Here is a 22,555-nt window from a genome sequence, read left to right as displayed (position 1 = left end):
TCCGCCTACAAAACTTAGCGACAAGTTACGACTCTCGCTCGATGACAAAGCGCGCCAGCACATCGAGTTCCGTGGATAGAAGGCCCGCAGAACGCAGCGCGGAGCACCCCTCGCCAACGAGCGCCTGAGCGCGCTCTGTTGCCCCGTCGATGCCCAGGAGCGCGGGGTACGTGCTCTTGTGAAGGTCAAGATCCCGGCCCGCCGGCTTTCCCAGGCGGTCGGTCGTCGCCGTGACGTCCAGAACGTCGTCGGCAATCTGGAAGGCGAGACCGATCGCGTCGCCAAACTGGCCGAGTGCGTCGAGCTCGCGCTCGTTGGCATGGGCCGAGATGCCGCCGAGAACGACCGACGCCCGAATGAGCGCACCAGTCTTGGCGCGATGAATCCGCTCGAGATCGGCCAGCTCGAGCGGCCGGCCCTCGCCCTCGAGATCGAGCAGCTGTCCGCCGATCATTCCGCCCGCGCCCGATGCTCGCATCAACTCCGCGACGACAGCGCCGCATGCCTCACGCGCGAGCCCGAGTGATCGCGACCCGCTGAATGCGGCGCCGGCAGCCAGCGGCACCATCGTCACACCCGCCGCCGTCGCCAGCTCCACGCCGAACACGCGGTGCACGGTCGCACGACCCCGACGCATGTCGTCGTCGTCCATGCACGGCAGGTCGTCATGGACCAGCGAGTAGGCGTGCACGACCTCGATCGCCGCCGCAAGTTCGCTCGCATCCGATCGTCCGCCAGCCGTACGATACGCTGCGAGAAAGAGGAGGCCTCGAAGCCGCTTGCCACCGCCGAGGAGGCTATAGCGAATCGCATCGGCAACGCGTCCGCTCATCTGCGCAGGGAGTGTGTCGCACAGCAGTCCAAGTGCTCGATCGATCGCGACGCGATCAGCGGCCCAGTCGACCGCGACCGCGCTACTCACGGCTGTCGGTGACATCGAAGGTTCCATCGACGCGCTCGATCAACTTGCCCAAGCGCGTTTCGGCACGCGCCAGTTCCGCGGCGGCCGCGCGCAACTGCTCCACCCCCTCTTCGAAGAGTGCGAGCGCGCCGGCCAACTCGAGGTCGCGTCCTTCGAGTTCCGCGGCGATCTGCTCGAGTCGCGCGATTCGTTCTTCGAACGTCATTGGGCGCCTCCGTCTATCGGGCGCACCTGCGCCGGCACGAGTCCGTCTTGCACGATGAGATCGAACGCCATGCCCGGAACGAACGAAGCGGCAGTGCTCAGCGTTCCGCCCTTCGCATCGCGCGCAACAGCATAGCCGCGCGCGAGCGTCGCAACGGGACTGAGTGCGTGCAGTCGGCCGGCGACTTCCTGCATCGCCGCGCGCCGTCGTGCCGTCACCTCGGAGCTCGCGTCGACGATGTCGCGGCCCAGATGACGCAGTGCGTCGGCACGATGGCGCAGTTGCGCGCGCGTCGACCCAGACATGCGTAATGATAGTTTTCTCAATTCCGCCGCCAGTTCGGCGCGCGACCGCGTCGCGGCCTCTGCCGCAGCCGACGGTGTGGGCGCGCGATAGTCGGCAACGAGATCGCAGATCGTGATGTCGACTTCGTGCCCGACGGCGGAAATCGTCGGAACACTGCAGGCGGCGACTGCGCGTGCGACGCGTTCGTCGTTGAACGCCCAAAGATCCTCGCGCGCCCCGCCGCCGCGACCGATGATGACGAGATCCGCTTCTCCCCAGCGATTCACGCGATCGAGGGCGCGCCGCAGTTCACCTGGCGCACCTTCGCCCTGCACTTTTGCCGGCACGAGGACCAACTGTACGTTGGCCGAGCGCTGCTTGGTAACCGCAACGATGTCGTGGAGCGCCGCGCCGTCGGGACTCGTGATCACCGCGATGACACGCGGAAAGCGCGGCAGCTCGCGCTTCCGATCGAGGGCGAGTAGTCCGTCCGCTTCGAGTCGCTTGCGCGTTGCTTCGAGTGCCTTGCGTCGTAACCCATCGCCTTCAGCCTCGATGCGCGTGATCGAGAACTGCATCTCGCCGCGCGCAGGGTACACCGTGAGCCGACCGAGCGCGACGACCTGCATCCCGTCGTCCGGGGCAGCGGGAATGCCGCGTTGATCGCGATTCCACACGACGCATTTGATCTGCGCGGCGCGATCACGCAGGCAGAAGTACCAGTGCCCGTTGCGATGTGCTTTGAAATCGGTGATCTCGCCACGCACCCAGAGCGGAATGAACGCGCCTTCGATGACGTCGCGTGCCGTCTGTGTGAGTACCGACACCGTGACGGGCGAACTCGGCGATTCGCCCGGATAGGCGTTGTCGTCGACGACGTATTCGTTCACGACTTCAGGCGGCGGCGAGGATTCGACCGGCGGCGCCGACTCCTGGAAAAGATCGAGATCCGCACTCTTCGCGCGGCCAGACGCGCGGCGGCCGGTCACTGCGAAAGCTGCTCGGCGGCGCGAACGGTGTTCGCCATCAACATGGCGATCGTCATCTTCCCTACTCCGCCAGGCACGGGCGTGATGCGCGATGCCACTTCACGCACTTCGTTGAACGCGACGTCGCCGACCAGGCGCGTGCCGCTCTTCTTCGTCGCATCGGGAATGCGATTCATGCCGACGTCGATGACGACGGCGCCGGGCTTCACCATGTCACCGGTGATCATCTCAGCGCGACCAGCAGCAACGATCAGGATGTCCGCGCGACGGGTCTCTTCGCCGAGGTCGTGCGTGCGACTGTGGCAGACAGTGACCGTCGCATCGACCCCCGGCTGAATCATCAGCGACGCCATCGGCTTGCCCACGATGTTGCTGCGACCAACGATCACACACCGCGCGCCCGACGTCGGGATTCTGCTTGCCTGAAGCATGTACAACACACCCGCGGGCGTGCACGGTGCGAATCCATCCTTCTCACCGATCAGCAGCTTGCCGACGTTGATCGGATGAAAGCCGTCGACGTCTTTGTCGGGACGAATACGACGCACGACCGCTTCCGAATCAATGTGTTTCGGCAGCGGCATCTGAACGAGAATCCCATGCACCGCCGGATCGGCGTTCAACCGATCGACGATGGACAGCAGTTCGTCCTGCGTGATCGTTGCCGGACGACGAATCGTCTCACCGCGCATGCCAAGCTCGATGCACGTCCGCTCTTTCGCGCCGACGTACACCGCGCTCGCCGGATCCTCGCCAACGAGCACGACCGACAGACCGGGCGTGATGCCGCGGGCGACGAGCGCCTTGGCCTGCGTGGCAACCTCTGCTTGAACGCGCGCGGCGAGCTGCGCGCCATCGATCAACTTGTCGCTCGACACACCTACCTCAGCGAGCAAAATCCACCGCGCGAGTTTCGCGGATCAGTACGACCTTGATCTGTCCCGGATACTGCAATTCGGCCTCGATGCGCCGCGCGATTTCCTCGGACATCGTGGTCATACGCACGTCGTCCACGTCATCTGGAACGACGATGACGCGCACTTCGCGGCCGGCCTGAATCGCGAACACTTTTTCGACGCCACGATAGCTCGACGCAATCTTCTCGAGGCCCTCGAGGCGTTTGACGTATGTCTCGAACGCTTCACGACGCGCACCAGGGCGCGAACCAGAGATGGCGTCGGCCGCCTGCACGAGCACCGACACTTCGCTCTCATGCGGAACGTCGTCGTGGTGCGCGGCAATACAGTTCACAACCAACGGGTTCTCGCCGTACTTGGTCGCCATTTCCACACCGAGCTGCACGTGCGTGCCTTCGTGCTCGTGCGTCAGCACCTTACCGACGTCGTGCAGCAGTGCGCCACGTCGTGCCATGGCGACGTCCAGTCCGAGCTCCGTGGCCATAATGGCTGCCAGCCACGCGACTTCCTTGGAGTGCTGCAGGATGTTCTGGCCGTAACTCGTGCGCCAACGCATGCGGCCGACGAGCTTGACGAGCTCGGGGTGCAAACCGTGGACGCCGGCATCGTACGCGGCCTGTTCGCCGGTCTCGATGATCTGCGTCTCGACTTCCTTGCGCGACTTGTTGACGACCTCTTCGATTCGGCCCGGATGAATGCGACCGTCAGAGACCAGCTTTTCGAGCGCGAGTCGCGCCACTTCTCGGCGAATCGGATCGAAGCAGGACACGACGACCGTATCTGGCGTGTCGTCGATGATGACGTCGACACCCGTCGCCAACTCGAATGCACGGATGTTTCTGCCTTCGCGACCGATGATGCGGCCCTTCATTTCATCATTCGGCAGCGAAACCGCAGCGACCGTGCTTTCGGCCGTATGGTCGGCGGCGATGCGCTGAATGGCGAGCGCCACGATCTTCTTGGCCTCGCGCTCCGCGTTCCGTTTGGCTGAATCGCGTATCTCGCGGATCTTGTTGGCAGCGTCGGCTTGAGCTTCCTCCTCCATCCTACGGATGAGCTCGTTCTTCGCTTCCTGAGCCGACATGCCTGCCATTTGTTCGAGGCGGCGACGCTCGTCGGCGATCATCTTCTCGAGCTCTTGCTCGCGGTCGGCAACCGTCTTTTCGCGGCGGCCAAACTCGCTCGCCCGACGACCGAGATCTTTTTCTCGTTGGTCGAGTAGCTCGAACTTTCGATCCAGTTGATTCTCGCGCTCGATCAAACGGCGCTCGTCGCGTTCGACCTCTTCGCGACGTCCGCGTACTTCGCTCTCGAAGTTCTCGCGAAGTTTGATCAGCTCTTCCTTGCCGGAAACAACTGCACTCTTCCGGAGGTTCTCGGCCTCTCGCTCTGCTTCACCGACGATTCGCTTGGAGGTTTCCTCAGCCGTCGCCTTCGCCGCGACCTGCCGATCGAGCTCCGCTTTACCGCCGTTCTTGCGTCCTACAATGAAAAAAGCCGGGCAGGCGGCCACAATGACTACGCCGAGCACGGCAATGATGACGTTTGCGTCCATATGGAATCTATGCTCCACCGCGGCGTACGCCGCAGGACAGGGAGAACCACTGCCACCCGCAGCGCATCCTCGAGTCGGGGGTCCGCCAACACGCCGACGAAGGGCGTGATGTGGGACCGCTAACTACAAAGCGCGCTTCAACCTACGGGTGAGCTTGGCTACGGCGCTAAGGTACGCGCGCAAACAGCAAAAGGCAACCAACCCACTCCGGCCCGCTACCGCGACTGAGGTACCGTCGATACGGAAATAGGAGTTCTCTTGGATGGCGGGAGCAGCGGTCGAACGTATTCGCTTATGCGTTCGATCGACTGATTGGCCGAGCTGATCGTTGCCTTGGCCTCGAACAGCTCTCCCGTGATCTGGAGCGCTGCCAGAACGACGGCCCGGTTGGTCTCCACCACTCCACCGCTCGACATGACGGCCCGAATGGCCTTGTCGAGATATTGGGCGACCGCCCGCGCGTGCTCCGGCGGCGTGTCGCTGCGGATCGAGTACTCCTCGTTGAGGATCGAAACCTTGAGCGTGTGCTTCTTGGTCGTCATCGATCCCCACCTCCTCCCTGCGCCTGTTGTCTCAGAAACCGGACGCGATCGAGCATCGCCTTCGCTCTCGTTCCGGCTGTGTCGAGTTTGGCCTGCAGCTTTTCGTTCTCGCGTTCCAGGATGCTCAACCGGTTGGCCAGGTCGAGATTGAGGGCTCCGCCCTCCTGCCCTTCGACCTCCTTGAGCCTGGCCTCGGCGAGAAGCGCTCGCCGGCGGAAGCCCGCGAGCTCGTCCGCCAAATGGCGAACGAGCGTCTCGAGCTCCTGCATTGGGCGAAGGTCAACCTGTGCGTTGTCGGACATTGAGCTCGTCGGCAAGGGCTCGAAGGATGTCTGAACGGCGCGCTTCCAGCTCGCGATCACGTAGAGTGCGCTCGGCGTGTCGGAACGTCAACCTCCACGCGAGGCTACGGTGTCCAGGTTCCACGCCCTGACCAACATAGCGATCGAACAGTTCGACGCGCTCGAGCAGTTTTCCCGAGACGCGCTTGATCACACTTTCCACCTGTTCGCCCCGAACGTTCTCGGGAACCAGGAGAGCCAGGTCGAACTCTGCCGCCGGCGTCGTTGGCAGCGGCTGATACCGCGTGACCGTCGGCGGCATTCGAACCGGCGGCCGATGGGCCGACTCACCCGGCGGCGCGACCTGCGCCGAATCGATGACACCCAGCGACAGTTCGATGCCGTACGCGTTCGACGCCCAGACCGGCGCGTCGAGCACGACCTGCCGAACGGTGCCGATCGATCGATCATCGATCACCACATCCCACAGCGCCGACTCGTCGGCACTATCGCGGAGTACCGGGACCGATCCGGGGCTCACCGCGCGCGCCAGCGCTTCGGACAGCGCTTTCGCATCCCACTGATCGTATGATGCGGACGCGTCGAACTCCGGCGACTTTGGATCGGTGAAATGGCGCGGTGTTCGACGACCCATCACCAGCACGCCCACGCGCAGCTCCTCGGTGGGCAATGCACCCTCGGCCGGTGTGAACACCGATCCGATCTCGAACAGCCGCACGTCGCCCTGCATCCGCGCCAGGTTGTATTCGGCGCGCCGCGCCAGCGTGTCGAGGATTTCGCGACGTAGGTACGCCTCGGCCTCGGACAGTGGATTGGTCAGACGCACGAAGCCCTCGCCGCCGATCACGAACGGCATCGGCCGCGTCTCGAGGAGTCCGGCTCCGACGAGCGCCTCGCGAACACGCTTCGATGTGATCCACTGCGGATCGTCGCCGACGGTGCCCGGACGGAAGGGCCGAATCTCGATCGGGAAGCTGTCATAGCCGCGCAACCGCGCGACCTCTTCGATCAGGTCTGCCTCGCTGGACACGTCACCCCGCCAGCTGGGGGGCGCGACGCGGAAATCATCGTCGACACGATCGGCGTCGAACCCCACGCTGCGGAGGTACGACTCGATTTCGTCCGTCGCCAGCGTTTCGCCGAGCAAGCGAGCGACCCGTGATGTGCGGAGCTTGATTCGTTCGGGCGACGCCGGCTCGTACGCCAAATCGATGGCCGGTCCTTCGACGCGTCCGCCGGCGAGCAGCACGATCAAGCTGGCGACGCGTTCGAGCGCTCGCGGCGCGATGGCGATGTCGACGCCGCGCTCGAATCGGTAGCTTGCGTCTGTCGACAATCCGAGCGCGCGTCGCGCGCCGCGAACCCGTCGCGGATTGAAGTTCGCGACCTCGAGAAACACGTCAGTTGTTGCATCGGTGACCTCGCTGTCGCGTCCGCCCATCACGCCGGCGATCGCCTGCGGGCGATTGGCGTCGGCGATGACGATCATGTCGTCGCGCAGCTCGCGCTCATTTCCGTCGAGCGTCGTGATCTTTTCGCCAGGCGCCGCGCGCCGAACGACAATTGCGGGACCAGCCAGCTTCGCGAGGTCGAACGCATGCGTCGGCTGCCCGAGCTCGTGCAGCACGTAGTTGCTCGCGTCCACGACGTTGTTGATCGAGCGCGAACCCACGGACTCGAGTCGACGGACGAGCCACTCCGGACTCGGCCCGACCTTCACGCCGCGAATCACGATGCCCATGAAGCGGCGCACGAGATCTGGCTCTGCGACTCGCACCGTGAGCCCCGGAACTTCCGCGGAGTCCGAGTCGGTGGCGACGGTCGGACTGAGCGACTCCAGTCCTTCGATTGACGGAAGCGCGAAGGGCTTCTTGGTGACCGCGGCAACTTCGCGCGCTACGCCGAGGTGTGAGAGGAGATCAGGTCGGTTAGCGCCGACGTCGATCACGATACGCACGTCGCCGAGCGGCAGAGCGCTGAGCAGCGGCGTACCTGGAGCGACATCGAGATTTAGCTCCATGATCCCGTCTTGCTCGTTGCCGAGAGCAAGCTCGCGCGCCGAGCAGAGCATGCCGTCGGAAACGGCACCGCGAATCTTTCGCTTTTGGAGCTTGAGCCCCCCGGGCAAAACGACGCCCGATTTCGCGAAGGGATAGAGCTTGCCAGCGGTGACATTCGGCGCGCCGCACACGACGTCGAGCAGCGTACCGGTACCAGCGTCCACCTTCGTGACATGCAGGTGGTCCGAGTCCGGATGCGGGGCCTCCTCGACGACGCGTGCCACGACGATGTCCGCCAGATCGGCGCGCAACGCAACGAGCTCGTCGACCGTCGCAATGTGCGAGGTAATGAGATCGCGCAACTGCGGCGCAGACTCGTCGAACGGGACAAACGCCCGCAACCAATCGTATGAGACGTTCATTCCGCGATTTGCTCCAAGAATCTCACGTCTGAATCGTAGAGGATTCTGATATCAGGAATTCCATAACGGCTGATCGCAATGCGCGCCGGGCCCATGCCGAACGCCCAGCCCGTATATCGCTCGCTGTCGATGCCCGCCGCCTCGAGGACGTTGGGATGCACCATGCCAGAGCCAAGAATCTCGATCCAGCCGGTACCCTTACAGGCAGCGCACCCACTGCCGCCGCAGATGCCGCACTGCACGTCCATCTCGGCCGACGGTTCCGTGAACGGAAAGAATGAGGGACGAAAGCGCGTACGTGATGCACCGAAGAAGCGTTCGGCGAATTGGTTCAGCGTCGACTTGAGGTCGACGAAGCTGATGCCTTCGTCGACGCACAGTCCTTCGATCTGCGCGAATGCGGGCGCGTGCGACGCGTCAAAGAAGTCGCGGCGGTACACGTTGCCGGGAATGAGCACGCGAATGGGCGGCTCGTACTTTTGTAGCGTGCGCACCTGCACGGGCGACGTGTGCGTGCGCAGCAAGCCCTGGCCCTCGAGATACAGCGTATCGTGGGCGTCGAGCGCCGGATGATTCGCCGGAAAGTTCAGCGCGCCGAAGTTGTACCACTCCGTCTCGGCCTCGGGTCCCTGTGCGATCGAAAAGCCGAGCTCGCGGAAGATGCCCTCGATCTCTTCGATGACGAGCGTGACTGGATGCTTGGCGCCGCGCCATTGGCGTCGCGCCGTCAATGACAGGTCGTCGCGCGTGCCAACGTGACTCGCTCGCTCGAGCGACGTTTTGCGCTCCGCATGGAGTGCTTCAAGGCGAGTACGCGCCTCATTGAAGCGCTTTCCGGCCGCGGGCTTGTCCTCTTTCGAGATGCCCTTCAGCGCTTCTTGAAGCGCTTTGACGCGCCCCTGACGATCGCCAAGAAACGCAATGCGCGCCGCTTCGAGCGCGTCGGCGTCCGCGGCGTTTTGCAGGGCAGCGCCGCCGTCACGCTCGATCGTTTCGGCTTCGATCAAATACTCATTCAGATTCATGGTACCCATTACCCATGCCGGTAGATACGAGACGGCGGCAGAACGACTAGTTGTCGCGCTGCCGCCGCTCGAGCTTCAACGTCACTGGGGTTGCAGTGGTTCGGGATGCCGTGGCCTCCCTCGTCCCGCTTCCCTCCTCCCGCTTACGCTGCGCTCAGCGCGGTGCGCGCCTTGTCGGCCAGCGCCGTAAACGCCGCGGGATCGTGCACCGCGAGGTCAGCGAGGATCTTTCGATTGACTTCGATGCCGGCGAGCTTGAGCCCGTTCATGAACGTGCTGTAGGTCAGGTCGTGCTGATGCGCGCCAGCGTTGATACGCATGATCCAGAGGCGACGGAAGTCGCGCTTCTTGTTCTTGCGATCGCGGTACGCGTATTTCCAGCCACGCTCGACGGTTTCCTTCGCCGGACGCCACAGCTTGCTGCGGGCGCCGAAGGCACCGCGCGCAGCCTTCATGATCTGCTTTTTCCGCTTTAGGCGCGGAACGTTCGATACGGCACGAGGCATAGTAGTCTCCCTTTAGGCCAGCAGCAGGCGCTTGACCCGCTTGGTATCACCGGTCGTCGCGACGATGCCGGCCTGGCGGAGGCGGCGCTTACGCTTCGAGGTCTTCTTGGTAAGGATGTGGCTCTTGAACGCCTTGTAGCGGCGGACCTTTCCGGAGCCAGTCACCTTGAAGCGCTTTTTGGCGCCCTTGTGGCTTTTCATTTTCGGCATCTGAAAATCCTTTAGGAGGGGTCAGATCTGCGATCTGAGGTGTGAGTACGTCTTAACCTCAGATCTGCGACCTGAGACCTACGTTCGTCTATTTCGGCGCGAGGATCATGGTCATCGACTTACCCTCAAGCCGACCCGCGCTTTCGATTTTTCCAATGTCCGCGAGTGCTGTTGCCACCCGTTCGAGTACGGCTTGACCGAGCTCGGGGTGCGCGACCTGACGGCCGCGGAACATCATGGTGACCTTTACCTTGTTCTTCTCTTCGAGAAACCGCCGCGCGTGTCGCGTCTTGGTGTCGAAGTCGTGGTCGTCGATCCCAGGGCGATACTTCACTTCCTTGAGTTCGATGACGTGCTGCTTCTTCTTCGCCTGTCGAGCCTGCTTAGCCATCTCGAACTTGTACTTCCCGTAGTCCATGATGCGGACCACAGGCGGGCGAGCAGTTGCAGCAACTTCAACCAGATCCAGACCGAGGTCTTCCGCCATCCGGAGCGCGGCATCGACTTCGAGAATGCCCAACTGTGATCCGTCGGCGCCGATCACACGGACCGGGCTGATGCGAATCTGTCGGTTGACCCGTACACGCTTGGTTGTGTCCTGAATATCGAGATCCTCTTCAGAGAGAAAACAAAAACGCGGACCTCTGGAGAAGTCCGCGTATGACCGTCCTCGGCCCACGATGGGCTTGAACGGCCTGCAGTTGGACTCCTGTAGCACGCCTCGAACGAGTCGAGGGCCAGAGGGTGGGACCGAAGCTCCGGTCCACTTTACGAGTTGTACGCTAAAGCTAGGCGACCAAGATAGTTAGTCAAGAGGGAAACCCTGAAGGCGCACGGCGAAAGGGCGCGAAATGCCAGACGGCGCCAGATGCCAGAGGGCGCGAAATGCCAGACAGCGCGAAATGCCAGACAGCGCGAAATGCCAGACGGCGCCTAACTACGAGGTCCAGGCCGCCGTTTCGGCGCCGTTCGGCATTTGGCGCCATTCGGCATCTCGCGCCGTTCGGCATCTCGCGCCGTTCGGCATTTCGCGCCGCTTGGCATTTGGCGCCGTCTGGCAGTTCGCGCCGTCTGGCATTTGGCGCCGTTCGGCATTTATGCCTTCGGCTTGTATGCCTTCCCGTCGTTCTCGATTTTCGCCCATGCCCAATTCGGGTCGTGTTCGAAGATCACGAGCCAATCCTCTGCCACCGCACGCGCGAGGATGTGCCGCTTTGTCTCCAACGTGACCAGCGGCTCGACGTCGTAGCCCATGATCCAGGCAAGCGGCAGATGCGCCACCGTCGGCGTCAGGTCGGCGATATAGAACGCCTGTTCGCCACCAGACTCGATGAGCAGACCCTGATGATGAGGCGTATGGCCAGGCGTTGGAATCGACCGGATGCCACTCACGATTTCGCGCTCGCCGTCGATGAAATCGACCATCCCCGCTTCGGCGAGCGGCACGAAGTTGTGCCGAAAGTAGCTCGCAGCCGTGCGCTCGTTCGTATGCGTCGCGTACTCGTACTCGCCACGCTGCATGACATACCGCGCGTTCGGAAACGCCGGCCGCGTACCTGACGAATCCTTGATCGTGTTGCCACCGGCATGATCAAAATGCAGATGGCTGTTGATCACCATCACGATCTGCTCAGGCTCAAAGCCGGCCTCGCGAACCCCATCCTCCAAGCGCGTCGGGCCAGTTTCACCGTGATTCTCGATGCCGTAGATGTCGTAGAACTTCGGGTCTTCCTTGTTCCCCGCTCCCGTGTCGATGAGGATCGGACCGATATCGTGCTCGATGAGCAGGCAGCGCATGCCGAGCTGAATACGATTGCGCTCGTCTGCCGGGATGCGCTTTTCCCAAAGCGGCTTGGGGACGACGCCGAACATCGCGCCTCCATCCAAGCGCTGACCGCCGGCTTGAATGGCGTGAATGCGAAGACGTCCGAGCTGGCGAGATTCGACGAGCGGTTGCGGAATCATGCGGTAGAGTCGTCCGACACTGAGTGTGGAAGTGCGCTCCGCCGGCGCTTGCGACGCTTACCTCCCGATGTGCCGGCGGCGAGAATTTGATGAACATCATCCAGCGTTGTGCAGCCGCGATCGCGCGCGGCGTCGAGCAAACGCAGAAGTACGTGCGCCGTCGCAACGGCATCTCCGCCGGCGCGATGTCGTGCATGGTTTTCGATGCCGTAATACGCTGCGACCGCGTCGAGATTCCTGCGCCGGAGCCGCGGAACGAGCTTTCGCGTCATGCGTACCGTGCACAGCGACGGGCCAATGAGTGGACGACGCGTGACGCGTTCCACCTCCATCGACAAAAAGCGCCAGTCGAAACGCGAGTTGTGCGCGACGAACACGTGTCCCTCGATCGCGCCGAGTATCTGATCGCACACCTCGGCGAAACGCGGCGCGCGTCGGACCATGGCCGACGTGATATTCGTAACCGCGGTGATCGCCGGCGGAATCTGTCGCTCGGGATTCACCAGCGTATCGACGACGGTCGTCACTGTGCCATTGCGAACGAGAACCGCCGCGACCTCGGTGATGCGGTCGCCACCGTATGCGACCGCCCCCGTTGTCTCGACGTCGACGACGATGAACGATTGCTGATCGAGATCGTCCGTCGCGATCGGCGACCAACCTACCGTCGATGCTGCGTCTCGCAGTCGCCATCGGCCGTCGTTGTCGCGCGCAAAGCGCTGGTGCCCAGCGAACAGCGCAGTGGCCATATGCTCTGCAATATTCAGCGGCGCCCCTGGGAGCTGACACACATACGACACGAGCGACTGCGCATCCGCGGGTCCCGTCGCCAGAAACTCAGCCGCTCGCGCCGTGAGCGTCGTATCCGCGCCGCCGAGCGTGAGACCGGAGGCCATGCCTAGGCCCAGGGATCGTCGCGCGACACGGGCAACGTCATGCAGCGGGGTCCGCCGCCAGCTCGGACGAGCTCAGCACCCTCGAAGGTGATCACTGCACGCTGGCCTTCGACGAGGCGCTCCTGCCCGGTGAGAAAGGACGTGCCCGAGACGACACGAAAGCCCATGCGCTGCAGCTCGTGCAGCGTTGCCTCGTTGCGCTGATACGACAGGATCACGCCCGGACGCATCGCGACGAAGTTGCATCCCGACGCCCACTGTTCGCGTTCCTGCACCGTGCGTTTGCTGCCGCCGCAGAAGATGGGCTCGATCGACATGTCGCACGCGGCGAGAGCGGCGAAGATGTTCGGCCGCTCGTGGATCGTCGCGTCGCCCTTTTTCCAGTGGAGAACAGGCAAACGCTCGGGACCAACGAAATGCGGTGGGAAGATCGTGCACAGCTCGCGATCGACTTGCGTGAAGATCATGTCGAGGTGGATCGCCGTGTTTTCCTTCGGCATCACCACCACGATCACATCGCGTACTTCAGTCTTCTCGAATAGGCTCGTGGCAATCTGATCGATCGCGGCGGGACTCGACCGCTCGCTAAAGCCGATCACGACGAGATCGCGACGGAGCGGATGAATGTCGCCGCCCTCGAGGGTGTAGTTCACACGCCGCTCCGACGCGCCGTCGTACAGAATTCCCGCGTTGGCGAGCGCCGGATGGTGCGTGAACAGCGCCTTCATGATGATCGCTTCCGTCCACCGGATTGCGTAGCGCATGGAACCGATCAACACATGCTCTCCGGCCACGACGCAGCTGTCGCGCGTGAAGAACATGTTCGGCAGCGCGGGCAGCACGTAGCCGTACTCGTTGAGCGCCTTGGCCAGGAGTCCAGGCGGCTCGTCGCGGCCTTCGATGAGCATGCGGACGAGCGCCTGCGCATCGAGCGCGCTGATGTCGCGGGCGAGCGGTTCCGACGGGACGATGTCCATCGTTTCCCGAATCAGAAGCTCGCGCGAGTCCGCGTTGGCGAGGATCTCCGCCAGAAGCGTCCGGACCTCGTAGACGGTCGTAAATCGCTCCAGAATGGCGATAAAACGACGATGCTCGCGTTGCGCCGACTCGGCCTCGATGATGTCGTCGTACAGATAATCGGCGCGGTTCGTTGGCGTCACCGCGAGGAGCTCGGGGCCCGGTGAGTGCACGACGACACCGCGCAAACGACCGATTTCCGACGACACATGGGCAGGCATGCGGCAAAGCTAACGCTGCCTTAACCGCTGGTGCAGCCAGAGAGGCTCCCTTAACTTGTGAATGAATTCACAAGCCTTGCTTTCCGTGAAACGAATTGCAGACTCTACCGTCCGGCGCCTCTCGGCCTACCTCCGCTTTCTGGAGGACTTCGAGCATCGCGGACTGCTGACGATATCGAGCGACGAGCTGGCGAAACGCGGCGGAACGACATCGGCACAGGTTCGAAAAGACCTGTCCTTCTTCGGATCCTTCGGAAAACGCGGTCTCGGGTATTCCGTGCCGGAACTCGCCGGCCGTCTCCGCGAAATCCTGGGACTTGGCCACGAATGGCGGGTCGTCATCGTGGGCGCCGGTAAGATCGGAGCCGCACTCGCCCAGTACCGGGGCTTTCGCCAGCGGGGCTTCAGTATCCTCGCTGCCTACGACAACAACCCGGACAAGATCGGGCGAACGCTGGAAGGGATTCCCGTTCGGGACATCGGGCACCTCGAGCGCGACATCCAGCGCGAGCACCCCGACATCGTCGTCCTCACCGTTCCGGGTGAGGAGGCGCAGGTCGTCCTAGATCGGGTGGTCAAAGCGGGCGTGAAGGCGATTCTGAATTTTGCCCCAACGCAGCTCCAAGCCCCGGCCGACGTCACCGTGAAAACGGTCAACATGGCCATGGAGCTCGAGGGCCTCAGTTTCGCCCTGACGAACCGCGACTAGTTCTTCGCCGAGCGTCCCGGGCGCGCGCGAACGAGGTTGGCAAAGTCCTGAGGCGACAGCGTCTCGGGACGCGCGCTCGGATCCAGTGCACATGCCGATAGGGCGGCTTCAGCCGCCTCGGCCGGGACACTCCACAGCGAACGCAGCACGCGGCGCATCTGCTTGCGACGCATTCCGAACGAATCGAGCACGAAACGGCGGAATTCGGCTTCCTCGCCGACGGCGATGACCGGATCCGGACGCGGCTCGATTCGGATGGCTGCGCTCTCGACCTTCGGCGGCGGCTGGAAGGATCCGGGGGCGACACGAAAGAGCATCGCCGCCTTCGCGACTGCCTGGACATTAACTGACAGCGCGCCGTACTCCTTGGTTCCCGGAGTAGCTGCGATTCTCTCGGCCACTTCTCGCTGAACGAGGTAGACCGCGCGATCCGGCCGCGGCGCTTCGAGCGCGTGAAAGAGAATCGGTGTCGTGATGTAGTACGGCACGTTGCCGATCAACTGATACGGCCCGCGCGCCAGGTCGCCGAAGTTGACCGTCAGAACATCGGCTTCGACGACTTCGACGGCAGGATTGGCGGCGTAGCGTTCGCGAAGAATGGCGGCGAGTGCGCGATCGTACTCGATCAGGACGAGTCGCTTTGCGCGCGGCACCAGCGCCTCCGTGAGACTTCCCCGCCCCGGCCCGATTTCGATAACGGTTTCGTTCCCGGTCAGCTCGAGCGCGTTGGCAATACGCTCGAGAATTCGACGATCGGTAAGAAAGTGCTGACCGAGGTTTTTTCGGACTGGCGGCAAACCGCGCGGCATACGGCGGCTAGCTACGAGCCAAAACGATCGTGAGATCGTCGCGGCGTGAGGCGCCCTCGGTATGTGTTTCAAGGAGGGTGACCAGACGCTCGAGGATCGCGTGCGGCTCGTCGTTCCGGTGCGACCGGATGATGTCGAGCACGCGCTCTTCACCCAGCCGTTCGCCGCCGCGATTGCGCGCGTCGCTCACCCCGTCGGTGAAGAGCACGAGCAAGTCGCGCCCAGCATTCCACGTGCGCTGCCCCGTGGCTGGCTGCCGCTCGTCCATTCCGAGCGGCGGATCCGCGGCGGCAAGGCGTTCGAAATCCTTGCCCTCGGCGAGGAGGAATGCGTGCGGGTGACCAGTGTTGGAGTAGTGGAGCTCGCCAGACCATGGATCGATCACGGCATAGAACGCGGAGATGAACATCTCCGTCATCGTGAGCTCTTCGCGCAGCGTCGACATCAGCGCGTGGAGCATCTCGCCGGGGTCGATGATGGTTTGCGAATGAATCGCCGCGGCGCTCATCGTCAGCGCCATGATCAGAGCGGCTTGATAGCCGTGCCCCGAGACATCGCCGATCATCACGCCGGTCTTGCCTGATCCGAGCCGAAACAAGTTGTAAAAGTCACCACCCACGCTCTCGGCGGGAACGACTCGCGCGGCGACGATTGCTTCGGGCGCAACGACGCCATTGTTCGGCAGGAGCTTCATCTGCAGATCGTGAGCGAGCTGCATTTCGTGCGCGAGTCGCTGCTGCTGCACCGACGATCGAACCAGCCGCGTATTTTGAATGGCCGTTCCGATTTGCGTGGCGATCGCGGCAATGAGCTTCTGGTCGCCCGCGGTGAACGGCAATCCCGACCGCCGATCGGAAAGATTCACGACACCAAGCGGCTCGGCGCCGCGTGGCGCCGGGGCGGTCCACATGATCGGAACGGACAGCATGGCACCGCGGCGATATCCTGCTTCCTGCGGGCAGACCATCTGATCGACTTCGGCGAGCATCGGATGCTGCGTGCGGAAGACGTGTGCGCTGACGCTGCACTCGTCGTTGATGCTGATCGGAGGAACCGATGCCAGATCGGCGCCGAGTGCGGCGACGGCGCGGAGGGTGTCGGTTGCACGGTCGAAGACCAGCACCGAGGCGCGCCGAGCGCCGACCGTCTCGGACACCTCGATGAGGATTGTTCGCGCGGCCTCGTCGAGTGCGACGGTGCGCCCGAGAATCTCGCTGATCGTGTAGAGGAGATTGATCTCCTCATAGCGTTCGGCAAGCTCATTGGCCGCATGCTCGACTTCCAGCGCAGACTGCAAGTACTGCGTGACGACGGGCAAGAGGAAACTCATATACCCGTCGAGCCCAACGCCTGGCGCGCGGCAAGGTCCGAGGGCAAGCCACGCGTGGCGCGGTCCCGGAACTGCTGACACGAGAATTTCACCGGCGTCGCTCTTGAGCGTGCGCTTGCCTTCCGCGATGGTGGGATAGACGGCGAGCGGCGGCGCCAGAGACGTGGAGGCGTCGGGTGCCGGCGCCGCGCTGCTGAATTGCGTCCAGACAGCGGCTTCGCAGCCGGTTGCTTCAGCGAATGCGATGAGAACGCGTGCGAGGTCGTTCATGTGCGATGCAGCGTCATCCGCACCATACTGCCAGTGGGCACTTCGATGCGTTCGACGGAATCCATCAGCTTGCGCATGAGGAACAGTCCGCGCCCATCCTCGCGATCCAGATTGTCGGGCATCGTGGGATCAACGAGCGATGCATCGATGTCGAAGCCCGAACCTTCGTCGCGGACTTCGACAATGAGACAGTCGGCGTCGACCCGCGCGCGCACGCGCACGTGCTTGGCCGGATCGTCGCGATTGCCACGCAGGATGGCGTTCGAAACCGCTTCGGTGAGGGCGACGGGAACGTTCAGCGAGATCTGTCGCTTGGCGAATCCCATGAATTCGCATTCGCGACGAACCAGCTCGACGACGCGCTCGATGAGGCGAACGTCGCTCGGAATGTCGACCTCGACCACCCGGACCCGGTCTTCGGGCTTCTCCGCGGCTAGATCAGCTGGCATGGGTGAATGATAAGACGGCGGGCACCGACGAGAAGCGGTTTGACCAAACCGACTTCGCGCCAGTGCCCGCGAAAGTCCAGAAGGACGCGAGCGATGTGCAGATCAGAAGCTTTGGAGTGCTCGCTCGCGCGTGTCGGCGATCTGAAAGAGCGTATCGAGCTTGGTGAGCTCGAACAGCGTCTTGAGATCGTCGTTCAGGTTCGCAAGCCGAAGCTCACCACCCTGCTCGCGAATCTTCTTCGACAGCGACACCAGGACACCGAGGCCGGAGCTGTCGATGTAACCGGTCTGGGAAAAGTCGATTAGAAATCTCTTCTCGCCCCGCTCGAGCTCATCGAGAACCTTTTGCTTCAACTCCTGCCGGTTCCCTACGATCAGCTGGCCCTCGACATCGACCACGACAACCTCCCCCTCCTTCTTGATCGAGAAGCTCATGTCGTTCTCTCCTAACGGGACTCGTTCGTTGCCACGTTCGCCGATTGAAGCGCGGTAATGGCAGCCACATTGATTATGTCATCCACAACGGCGCCACGCGAGAGATCATTGCAGGGACGCCGAAGTCCTTGTACGACAGGACCAACAGCGCTCGCTCCAGCCAACCGTTGCACCAGCTTGTACGCGATGTTCCCAGCATCGAGCGACGGGAACACTAACACATTTGCGCGTCCGGCAACCGGACTACCCGGCGCCTTTCGATCGCCAATCAAACTGATGAGTGCTGCGTCTCCTTGCAATTCTCCGTCCACAGCGAGGTGAGGCGCACGCATGCGGACGTCCTCGATGGCCGCACGAATAGTATCGACCGATGCCCCCGCCGCGCTGCCTTTCGTGCTGAACGAGAGAAAAGCCACGAACGGCTCGTCGCCCACGATTCGCCGCCGGTCGCCGGCCGCAGCGATGGCGATGTCGGCCAGTTCGGTCGCCGTCGGGTAACGGACGACAGCGCAGTCCGTGAACGTGAGCACCTCGGAATCGCCCCCGCGGAACGGCGGAACGACCATGTAGAACGAGCTTGAAACGGTTCGCACGCCTTCCTGCGGACCTATGAGCCACAGGGCAGCCCGAAGGACATCGCCCGTGGTGTGCACCGCGCCGGCGACGCAACCGTCCGCCTGCCCGTCCGCGACCAAGGCGTCGGCGAAGAACAACGGCGTGTGGAGAAACTCTATCGCCTGCTGTTTTGTGAGACGCCCGCCGCGACGATCGACCAGCCTGTCCGCCGCGACACCAGCAAATGCGTCGGTTGCCGGATCGCGAACTTCGAGGCCGAGGGCGCGAGTCGCCGCGTGCGACTCTGGCGCGGACGGATCGAGGATGAGGATCGGATCGACAATCCCGTTTGCGGCGAGCGCTGCGGCTGCGGACCTCGTTCGCTCGTCGGCGGTTTCCGGAAACACGATCCGTCGGCGCGTCGCTGCGGCGCGCCGACGCACGTCGTCCAGAAAATTCATTTCTGTGCGACGCGCGCGCGCAGAGCGCTGGCCACCGCTGGATGTACGAGGCTGGTCAGATCGCCACCGTAACGGGCAATCTCGCGGACCAGGCTCGCGCTGATGTACGTCGTCTCGAGCGACGGAACCATGTACACCGTCTCGAGGCGCGGAGACAGGTGACGGTTCATGAGCGCCATCTGATACTCGTATTCGAAATCGCTCACGGCCCGAAGCCCGCGAATCAACAGCTTGGCCCCTTCGCGCGCCGCGAAATCGACCAACAATCCTTCGAAACTCTTCACCTCGACGCGCGGCTCATTCTCCACCGCGGCGCTGATCAGCTCGACACGCTCGCTCACCGAGAACATCGGCGACTTCGCCGAGTTGTTCGCGACGGCGACGATGAGCCGGTCGACGAACTCGAGGCTGCGTGAGATCAGATCTTCGTGGCCGCGCGTGATTGGATCGAAACTGCCCGCGTAGATTGCGATTCGCAAAGAAAGCAGGGTGAGAGGTGAGGCTGAAGGGTAAGGGAAACCGGGGTCCGCGCCAACAGCGCGCGGGAACCCTGACGTTCTCGTCCTAGACCCTAAAGATCGTTACGACGGTTCCGCCGTACTTTCTGCGCTCCCCGTCACCGGGAAGTCGCTCGTTCACCCGATGCTCGATACCCAGAAGCTCGGCGAACGGCGTGGCAATCCAGAGCTCGGCGAGCTTGGTCGCGATACCGAGGTCGTACGGCGGATCGGCGAAGGCCACGTCGTACGCGTGGGCCGGCAGACCCGCCGCAAACGTCATTGCGTCGGCGCGATGCACGACGGCTTCAGGACCGGCACCGAGCAGCGTGGCGTTTGCGCGAAGTGCAACGAGGCTCTGCGGCGACTGCTCGACGAAGTCCACCACTTCGGCACCACGCGAGAGCGCTTCGAGTCCCAGCGCACCAGACCCAGCGAAAAGGTCGAGCACGCGCGCCCCAGCGAGCCATGGATTCACGATGCTCATCCACGCTTCGCGAACACGATCGCCCGTGGGACGAACCCCGTCCTTCGGCGCGTCGATACGACGCCCACGCCACTTTCCCGCGACGATCCGCATCGATCAGGAATGAAAATCGGCGAGTCGTGCTTGGAGTCGCGATTGGCCGTTCCATTCGTCACGCTCGAGTCGGTACGCGACGTCGATCTTGGCGCCGACGTCGAGCTCCGAGGCACGCGGACCCATTCCCCAGCCCAACGCGACGAGCTCACGTCCGTTGCTGTGGAGAACGAGCTTGAGCCCGTCCTTGCCGATTGCGCGTGGCGGCGCGGCAACCGTGACGCCGCGCGCCATGAAGAGCGGGGATGGATTGCCAATGCCACAAGGCTCCATGTGTCGCATGAGCGCTTCGAGCGCTTCGTCCGCATGCTCGATGGGCAGTTCTACGTCGACGCGGAGCTCCGGCACGAGATCATCCTCGGTCAGCGCGGACGCAGCGACGGCATTGAACTGCGCGGCAAATTCGGCGACGCGGTCAGCGGAAATCGTGACGCCGGCTGCAGCGCGGTGGCCACCGTAGCGGATGAGTAGATCGCGGCACTGCGACAAACCGCCGTGCAGGTCGAACGCACTGATCGAACGGCCGGATCCCTTCCCCTCCGCTCCGTCGAGCGCGATGAGCATCGTTGGCCGCCCGAACTCCTCGACGATGCGCGACGCGACGATGCCGATGACTCCCGCATGCCATCCCTGTTCTGCCAACACGATACCGTACGTCGACGGAAGATCCATCGCGAGCACGAGTGAGCGAGCCTGGTCGAGCGTAGCGCGATCGATCTCCTGGCGACGTGCATTCAGCTCTTCGAGCTCTCGCGCGATCGGATTAGCCTCCTGATCGCTCGTGGCGAGCATCAGCTCTACGCCACGCAGCGCGCTGCCCAGTCGGCCAGCGGCGTTGAGTCGCGGGGCGAGAATGAACCCGATTCGTCCAGCCGTCAGCGCCTTTCGCTCCAGGCCCGCCGCGCGAACCATGGCGCGAATGCCTGGACGCTGTGTGTCGTTCAGCAGTTTGAGGCCGTAGCGCACGAGCACACGATTCTCGCCACGCAGCGGCGCGACGTCGGCGATCGTTGCCAGCGCGACGAGGTCGAGCATCGAGTAGATCGCGTTCTCATTGCCGCCGACAGCCTGCGTCAGCGCCATCGCAAGCTTGAACGCAACGCCAACGGCGGCGAGATCCTTGTCCGGCGACGGGCACCCCGGTCGCTTGGGATTGAGCACCGCATAGGCGGGCGGAAGCGCGCCGCCCGGCAAGTGGTGGTCGCTAACAATGACGTCGATGCCCTGCGCCTGCAGGTCGGCGATCGGCCCGTGTGCGCTCGTTCCGCAGTCACAGGTCACAACGAGCGTGGCGCCTGCGTCCTTTGCGGCTTTGACTCCGGCCGCTGTGAGGTCATATCCGTCTTGAAGCCGGCGCGGAATAAATGGAATCGCGTTGCCGCCGAGCGTCCGAATTGTTCGCACCATCAGCGTGGTCGAACAGATGCCGTCAACATCGTAGTCGCCGTGAACGAGAATCGTTTCATTCTCGCGCAGCGCGCGTACCAGACGAGCAACCGCTCGATCGAGATCGAGCAGGCTGTCGGGAGCGTGCAGATGGTCGAGGCGCGGCCGCAGGAAGGTCTTGGCGTCGTCCGTCGCGCCGAAACCTCGAATGGCTAGTAACCGACAGATGGCGAACGGCAGCTGAAGCTCACGCTGCAGCCGCTCGACTGTCGCGCCATCGGGTTCGGCTGGGAGAATCCAACGGGCTTTTGGGCGAACGTGCGGCGCGGCTGTGGTCACGCCGGAAAGCTATTGGTCGCTTCAGCGACCAACAACCATCAATCCGTCGCGTACAGCATCACGCCGCAACCTTCGCAAATCTCAGTTCCGCCGCTCGCGCTCATGATGCTCCGACGCTGCATCGGAATCGTCGTGTCGCAGTTACCGCAGGAATTGCCACGCAGCGCAAAGATGGCGTGCACGCGCTTTTTCGACCGAATTCGATCGTATCGCGACAGAAGCGAACGCGGAACCTTGCGCGCTTTGTCCTCGCGAATCGTATGAGCGTCGCGCAACTCTCCTTCGATTCGCTGCTGATCCGCCGAAAGCGATGCGCGAGCCTGAGCCTGCGCTACTTCCAGCTCGGCCGCGATTCGCTCGCGTTCAGTCGCCACGCGATTGGCCTCGACCAAACGCTGACCGATCATCGTCAGTTCACGCTCGTCCTCGTCGATCATCCGCTTCGCCTGCTCGAGCTGTGCCGTCGCGGCCGTGGCTTCGCGCATCGACGTGACGCTGTTCAGGGCCGTTTGATTCTTGTCCTGCAATGCTCGATGCTGCGCGACACGGGCGGCGACCTCCTGCCGTCGCCTCTCCTCCGAGTCGGCGGCTTTCTTCGCCTGATCCCGATCAGCGACTGCCTTGTCGTGCTCCGCTACCATGGCGTCGAGCCGTGGGCGCAGTTCGGCAAGGCGAGTCTCGAGATCGTAGATGATCGCGTCATCATCCTGCACGGCCAACAGCGCTGCGACGTCTGGGTGCACGAGCCCTCCAAAG

Annotated in this window: 25 protein-coding genes; 1 reads left to right on the top strand and 24 read right to left on the bottom strand. The window is 63.3% G+C overall.

Features of this window, described 5'->3' with window-relative positions; genetic code table 11:
• Window positions 1–25 precede the first annotated feature (25 nt).
• From AC6H4Z_RS12355 to AC6H4Z_RS12285, 15 genes are all read right to left on the bottom strand, one after another.
• Window positions 26–937 carry a polyprenyl synthetase family protein gene (locus AC6H4Z_RS12355; RefSeq protein ID WP_497542272.1) on the bottom strand — a complete coding sequence of 304 codons (912 nt, stop codon included), beginning with the start codon at window positions 935–937 and terminating at the stop codon, window positions 26–28.
• The gene (xseB, locus tag AC6H4Z_RS12350) at window positions 915–1,127 is read right to left on the bottom strand and encodes an exodeoxyribonuclease VII small subunit (protein ID WP_497542271.1); all 213 of its coding nucleotides are present in this window, start codon (window positions 1,125–1,127) and stop codon (window positions 915–917) included. The genes AC6H4Z_RS12355 and xseB overlap by 23 nt, the downstream gene beginning before the upstream one ends.
• Window positions 1,124–2,401, bottom strand: a complete 1,278-nt coding sequence (xseA, locus tag AC6H4Z_RS12345) for an exodeoxyribonuclease VII large subunit (protein ID WP_497542270.1) — start codon at window positions 2,399–2,401, stop codon at window positions 1,124–1,126. Before xseA ends, xseB begins: the two co-directional genes overlap by 4 nt.
• Window positions 2,398–3,279, bottom strand: coding sequence for a bifunctional methylenetetrahydrofolate dehydrogenase/methenyltetrahydrofolate cyclohydrolase FolD (gene folD, locus AC6H4Z_RS12340; RefSeq protein WP_497542269.1), 882 nt, complete (start codon window positions 3,277–3,279; stop codon window positions 2,398–2,400). Before folD ends, xseA begins: the two co-directional genes overlap by 4 nt.
• 7 nt (window positions 3,280–3,286) lie before the next feature.
• Window positions 3,287–4,873, bottom strand: a complete 1,587-nt coding sequence (rny, locus tag AC6H4Z_RS12335) for a ribonuclease Y (RefSeq protein WP_497542268.1) — start codon at window positions 4,871–4,873, stop codon at window positions 3,287–3,289.
• Window positions 4,874–5,088: 215 nt separating this feature from the next.
• A complete protein-coding gene (locus tag AC6H4Z_RS12330; RefSeq protein WP_497542267.1) occupies window positions 5,089–5,415 on the bottom strand; it encodes a cell division protein ZapA in 327 nt (108 codons plus the stop codon).
• A complete protein-coding gene (locus tag AC6H4Z_RS12325; RefSeq protein ID WP_497542266.1) occupies window positions 5,412–5,717 on the bottom strand; it encodes a hypothetical protein in 306 nt (101 codons plus the stop codon). The genes AC6H4Z_RS12330 and AC6H4Z_RS12325 overlap by 4 nt, the downstream gene beginning before the upstream one ends.
• Window positions 5,695–8,139: a phenylalanine--tRNA ligase subunit beta gene (gene pheT, locus AC6H4Z_RS12320; RefSeq protein WP_497542265.1), complete on the bottom strand. Its 2,445-nt coding sequence runs from the start codon at window positions 8,137–8,139 to the stop codon at window positions 5,695–5,697. The genes AC6H4Z_RS12325 and pheT overlap by 23 nt, the downstream gene beginning before the upstream one ends.
• On the bottom strand, window positions 8,136–9,164 hold the full coding sequence (gene pheS, locus AC6H4Z_RS12315; protein WP_497542264.1) for a phenylalanine--tRNA ligase subunit alpha: 1,029 nt from the start codon (window positions 9,162–9,164) through the stop codon (window positions 8,136–8,138). Before pheS ends, pheT begins: the two co-directional genes overlap by 4 nt.
• Before the next feature lie 143 nt (window positions 9,165–9,307).
• Window positions 9,308–9,670 carry a 50S ribosomal protein L20 gene (rplT, locus tag AC6H4Z_RS12310; RefSeq protein WP_497542263.1) on the bottom strand — a complete coding sequence of 121 codons (363 nt, stop codon included), beginning with the start codon at window positions 9,668–9,670 and terminating at the stop codon, window positions 9,308–9,310.
• Between the two features lie 12 nt (window positions 9,671–9,682).
• A complete protein-coding gene (rpmI, locus tag AC6H4Z_RS12305; RefSeq protein WP_497542262.1) occupies window positions 9,683–9,880 on the bottom strand; it encodes a 50S ribosomal protein L35 in 198 nt (65 codons plus the stop codon).
• Window positions 9,881–9,968: 88 nt separating this feature from the next.
• Window positions 9,969–10,484 carry a translation initiation factor IF-3 gene (infC, locus tag AC6H4Z_RS12300; RefSeq protein ID WP_497547037.1) on the bottom strand — a complete coding sequence of 172 codons (516 nt, stop codon included), beginning with the start codon at window positions 10,482–10,484 and terminating at the stop codon, window positions 9,969–9,971.
• Window positions 10,485–10,975: 491 nt separating this feature from the next.
• On the bottom strand, window positions 10,976–11,845 hold the full coding sequence (locus AC6H4Z_RS12295; protein WP_497542261.1) for an MBL fold metallo-hydrolase: 870 nt from the start codon (window positions 11,843–11,845) through the stop codon (window positions 10,976–10,978).
• Window positions 11,842–12,741 (bottom strand): 3'-5' exonuclease, encoded by a 900-nt coding sequence (locus AC6H4Z_RS12290; RefSeq protein WP_497542260.1) that lies wholly within the window; start codon window positions 12,739–12,741, stop codon window positions 11,842–11,844. Before AC6H4Z_RS12290 ends, AC6H4Z_RS12295 begins: the two co-directional genes overlap by 4 nt.
• A 2-nt stretch (window positions 12,742–12,743) precedes the next feature.
• Complete coding sequence (locus AC6H4Z_RS12285) at window positions 12,744–13,979, bottom strand: arginine deiminase (protein WP_497542259.1); 1,236 nt, start codon at window positions 13,977–13,979, stop codon at window positions 12,744–12,746.
• Window positions 13,980–14,064: 85 nt separating this feature from the next.
• On the opposite strand from AC6H4Z_RS12285, the gene AC6H4Z_RS12280 reads away from it, so the two are divergent.
• Entirely contained in the window at window positions 14,065–14,688 is a 624-nt protein-coding gene (locus tag AC6H4Z_RS12280) for a redox-sensing transcriptional repressor Rex (protein ID WP_497542258.1), read from the top strand.
• On the opposite strand, the gene rsmA is transcribed toward AC6H4Z_RS12280, so the two are convergent.
• The 9 genes from rsmA to AC6H4Z_RS12235 all read right to left on the bottom strand — a co-directional run bounded on the left by rsmA (window position 14,685) and on the right by AC6H4Z_RS12235 (window position 22,542).
• Window positions 14,685–15,497: a 16S rRNA (adenine(1518)-N(6)/adenine(1519)-N(6))-dimethyltransferase RsmA gene (gene rsmA / locus AC6H4Z_RS12275; protein ID WP_497542257.1), complete on the bottom strand. Its 813-nt coding sequence runs from the start codon at window positions 15,495–15,497 to the stop codon at window positions 14,685–14,687. The genes AC6H4Z_RS12280 and rsmA overlap by 4 nt on opposite strands.
• Before the next feature lie 7 nt (window positions 15,498–15,504).
• Window positions 15,505–17,097, bottom strand: a complete 1,593-nt coding sequence (locus tag AC6H4Z_RS12270) for a PP2C family protein-serine/threonine phosphatase (RefSeq protein WP_497542256.1) — start codon at window positions 17,095–17,097, stop codon at window positions 15,505–15,507.
• Entirely contained in the window at window positions 17,094–17,546 is a 453-nt protein-coding gene (locus AC6H4Z_RS12265; RefSeq protein WP_497542255.1) for an ATP-binding protein, read from the bottom strand. Before AC6H4Z_RS12265 ends, AC6H4Z_RS12270 begins: the two co-directional genes overlap by 4 nt.
• A 102-nt stretch (window positions 17,547–17,648) precedes the next feature.
• The gene (locus tag AC6H4Z_RS12260) at window positions 17,649–17,981 is read right to left on the bottom strand and encodes an STAS domain-containing protein (RefSeq protein ID WP_497542254.1); all 333 of its coding nucleotides are present in this window, start codon (window positions 17,979–17,981) and stop codon (window positions 17,649–17,651) included.
• 11 nt (window positions 17,982–17,992) lie between these two features.
• Complete coding sequence (locus AC6H4Z_RS12255; RefSeq protein ID WP_497542253.1) at window positions 17,993–18,997, bottom strand: phosphate acyltransferase; 1,005 nt, start codon at window positions 18,995–18,997, stop codon at window positions 17,993–17,995.
• Entirely contained in the window at window positions 18,994–19,476 is a 483-nt protein-coding gene (gene coaD / locus AC6H4Z_RS12250; protein WP_497542252.1) for a pantetheine-phosphate adenylyltransferase, read from the bottom strand. The genes AC6H4Z_RS12255 and coaD overlap by 4 nt, the downstream gene beginning before the upstream one ends.
• A gap of 85 nt (window positions 19,477–19,561) precedes the next feature.
• A complete protein-coding gene (locus AC6H4Z_RS12245) occupies window positions 19,562–20,074 on the bottom strand; it encodes an RsmD family RNA methyltransferase (RefSeq protein ID WP_497542251.1) in 513 nt (170 codons plus the stop codon).
• A 3-nt stretch (window positions 20,075–20,077) separates the two neighbouring features.
• Window positions 20,078–21,799: a single-stranded-DNA-specific exonuclease RecJ gene (gene recJ, locus AC6H4Z_RS12240; protein WP_497542250.1), complete on the bottom strand. Its 1,722-nt coding sequence runs from the start codon at window positions 21,797–21,799 to the stop codon at window positions 20,078–20,080.
• 38 nt (window positions 21,800–21,837) lie between these two features.
• Window positions 21,838–22,542: a zinc ribbon domain-containing protein gene (locus AC6H4Z_RS12235; RefSeq protein WP_497542249.1), complete on the bottom strand. Its 705-nt coding sequence runs from the start codon at window positions 22,540–22,542 to the stop codon at window positions 21,838–21,840.
• Window positions 22,543–22,555: the final 13 nt, after the last annotated feature.

It is taken from the genome of Leucogemmata humicola (genome assembly GCF_055379415.1).
Note: the sequence above shows the minus strand (reverse complement) of the source record. Positions and strands in the feature narration are given on the sequence as shown.

Excerpts from the sequence above, each read along its gene's own strand:
- xseB (WP_497542271.1), bottom strand. The coding sequence starts at position 1,127 with ATGACGTTCGAAGAACGAATCGCGCGACTCGAGCAGATCGCCGCGGAA.
- AC6H4Z_RS12270 (WP_497542256.1), bottom strand. The coding sequence starts at position 17,097 with ATGAACGACCTCGCACGCGTTCTCATCGCATTCGCTGAAGCAACCGGC.
- rny (WP_497542268.1), bottom strand. The coding sequence starts at position 4,873 with ATGGACGCAAACGTCATCATTGCCGTGCTCGGCGTAGTCATTGTGGCC.
- rpmI (WP_497542262.1), bottom strand. The coding sequence starts at position 9,880 with ATGCCGAAAATGAAAAGCCACAAGGGCGCCAAAAAGCGCTTCAAGGTG.
- pheS (WP_497542264.1), bottom strand. The coding sequence starts at position 9,164 with ATGAATCTGAATGAGTATTTGATCGAAGCCGAAACGATCGAGCGTGAC.
- AC6H4Z_RS12285 (WP_497542259.1), bottom strand. The coding sequence starts at position 13,979 with ATGCCTGCCCATGTGTCGTCGGAAATCGGTCGTTTGCGCGGTGTCGTC.
- AC6H4Z_RS12265 (WP_497542255.1), bottom strand. The coding sequence starts at position 17,546 with ATGCCAGCTGATCTAGCCGCGGAGAAGCCCGAAGACCGGGTCCGGGTG.
- AC6H4Z_RS12245 (WP_497542251.1), bottom strand. The coding sequence starts at position 20,074 with ATGCGGATCGTCGCGGGAAAGTGGCGTGGGCGTCGTATCGACGCGCCG.
- AC6H4Z_RS12255 (WP_497542253.1), bottom strand. The coding sequence starts at position 18,997 with ATGAATTTTCTGGACGACGTGCGTCGGCGCGCCGCAGCGACGCGCCGA.
- rplT (WP_497542263.1), bottom strand. The coding sequence starts at position 9,670 with ATGCCTCGTGCCGTATCGAACGTTCCGCGCCTAAAGCGGAAAAAGCAG.
- AC6H4Z_RS12260 (WP_497542254.1), bottom strand. The coding sequence starts at position 17,981 with ATGAGCTTCTCGATCAAGAAGGAGGGGGAGGTTGTCGTGGTCGATGTC.
- AC6H4Z_RS12355 (WP_497542272.1), bottom strand. The coding sequence starts at position 937 with ATGTCACCGACAGCCGTGAGTAGCGCGGTCGCGGTCGACTGGGCCGCT.
- pheT (WP_497542265.1), bottom strand. The coding sequence starts at position 8,139 with ATGAACGTCTCATACGATTGGTTGCGGGCGTTTGTCCCGTTCGACGAG.
- AC6H4Z_RS12330 (WP_497542267.1), bottom strand. The coding sequence starts at position 5,415 with ATGACGACCAAGAAGCACACGCTCAAGGTTTCGATCCTCAACGAGGAG.
- AC6H4Z_RS12290 (WP_497542260.1), bottom strand. The coding sequence starts at position 12,741 with ATGGCCTCCGGTCTCACGCTCGGCGGCGCGGATACGACGCTCACGGCG.
- AC6H4Z_RS12325 (WP_497542266.1), bottom strand. The coding sequence starts at position 5,717 with ATGTCCGACAACGCACAGGTTGACCTTCGCCCAATGCAGGAGCTCGAG.
- AC6H4Z_RS12295 (WP_497542261.1), bottom strand. The coding sequence starts at position 11,845 with ATGATTCCGCAACCGCTCGTCGAATCTCGCCAGCTCGGACGTCTTCGC.
- rsmA (WP_497542257.1), bottom strand. The coding sequence starts at position 15,497 with ATGCCGCGCGGTTTGCCGCCAGTCCGAAAAAACCTCGGTCAGCACTTT.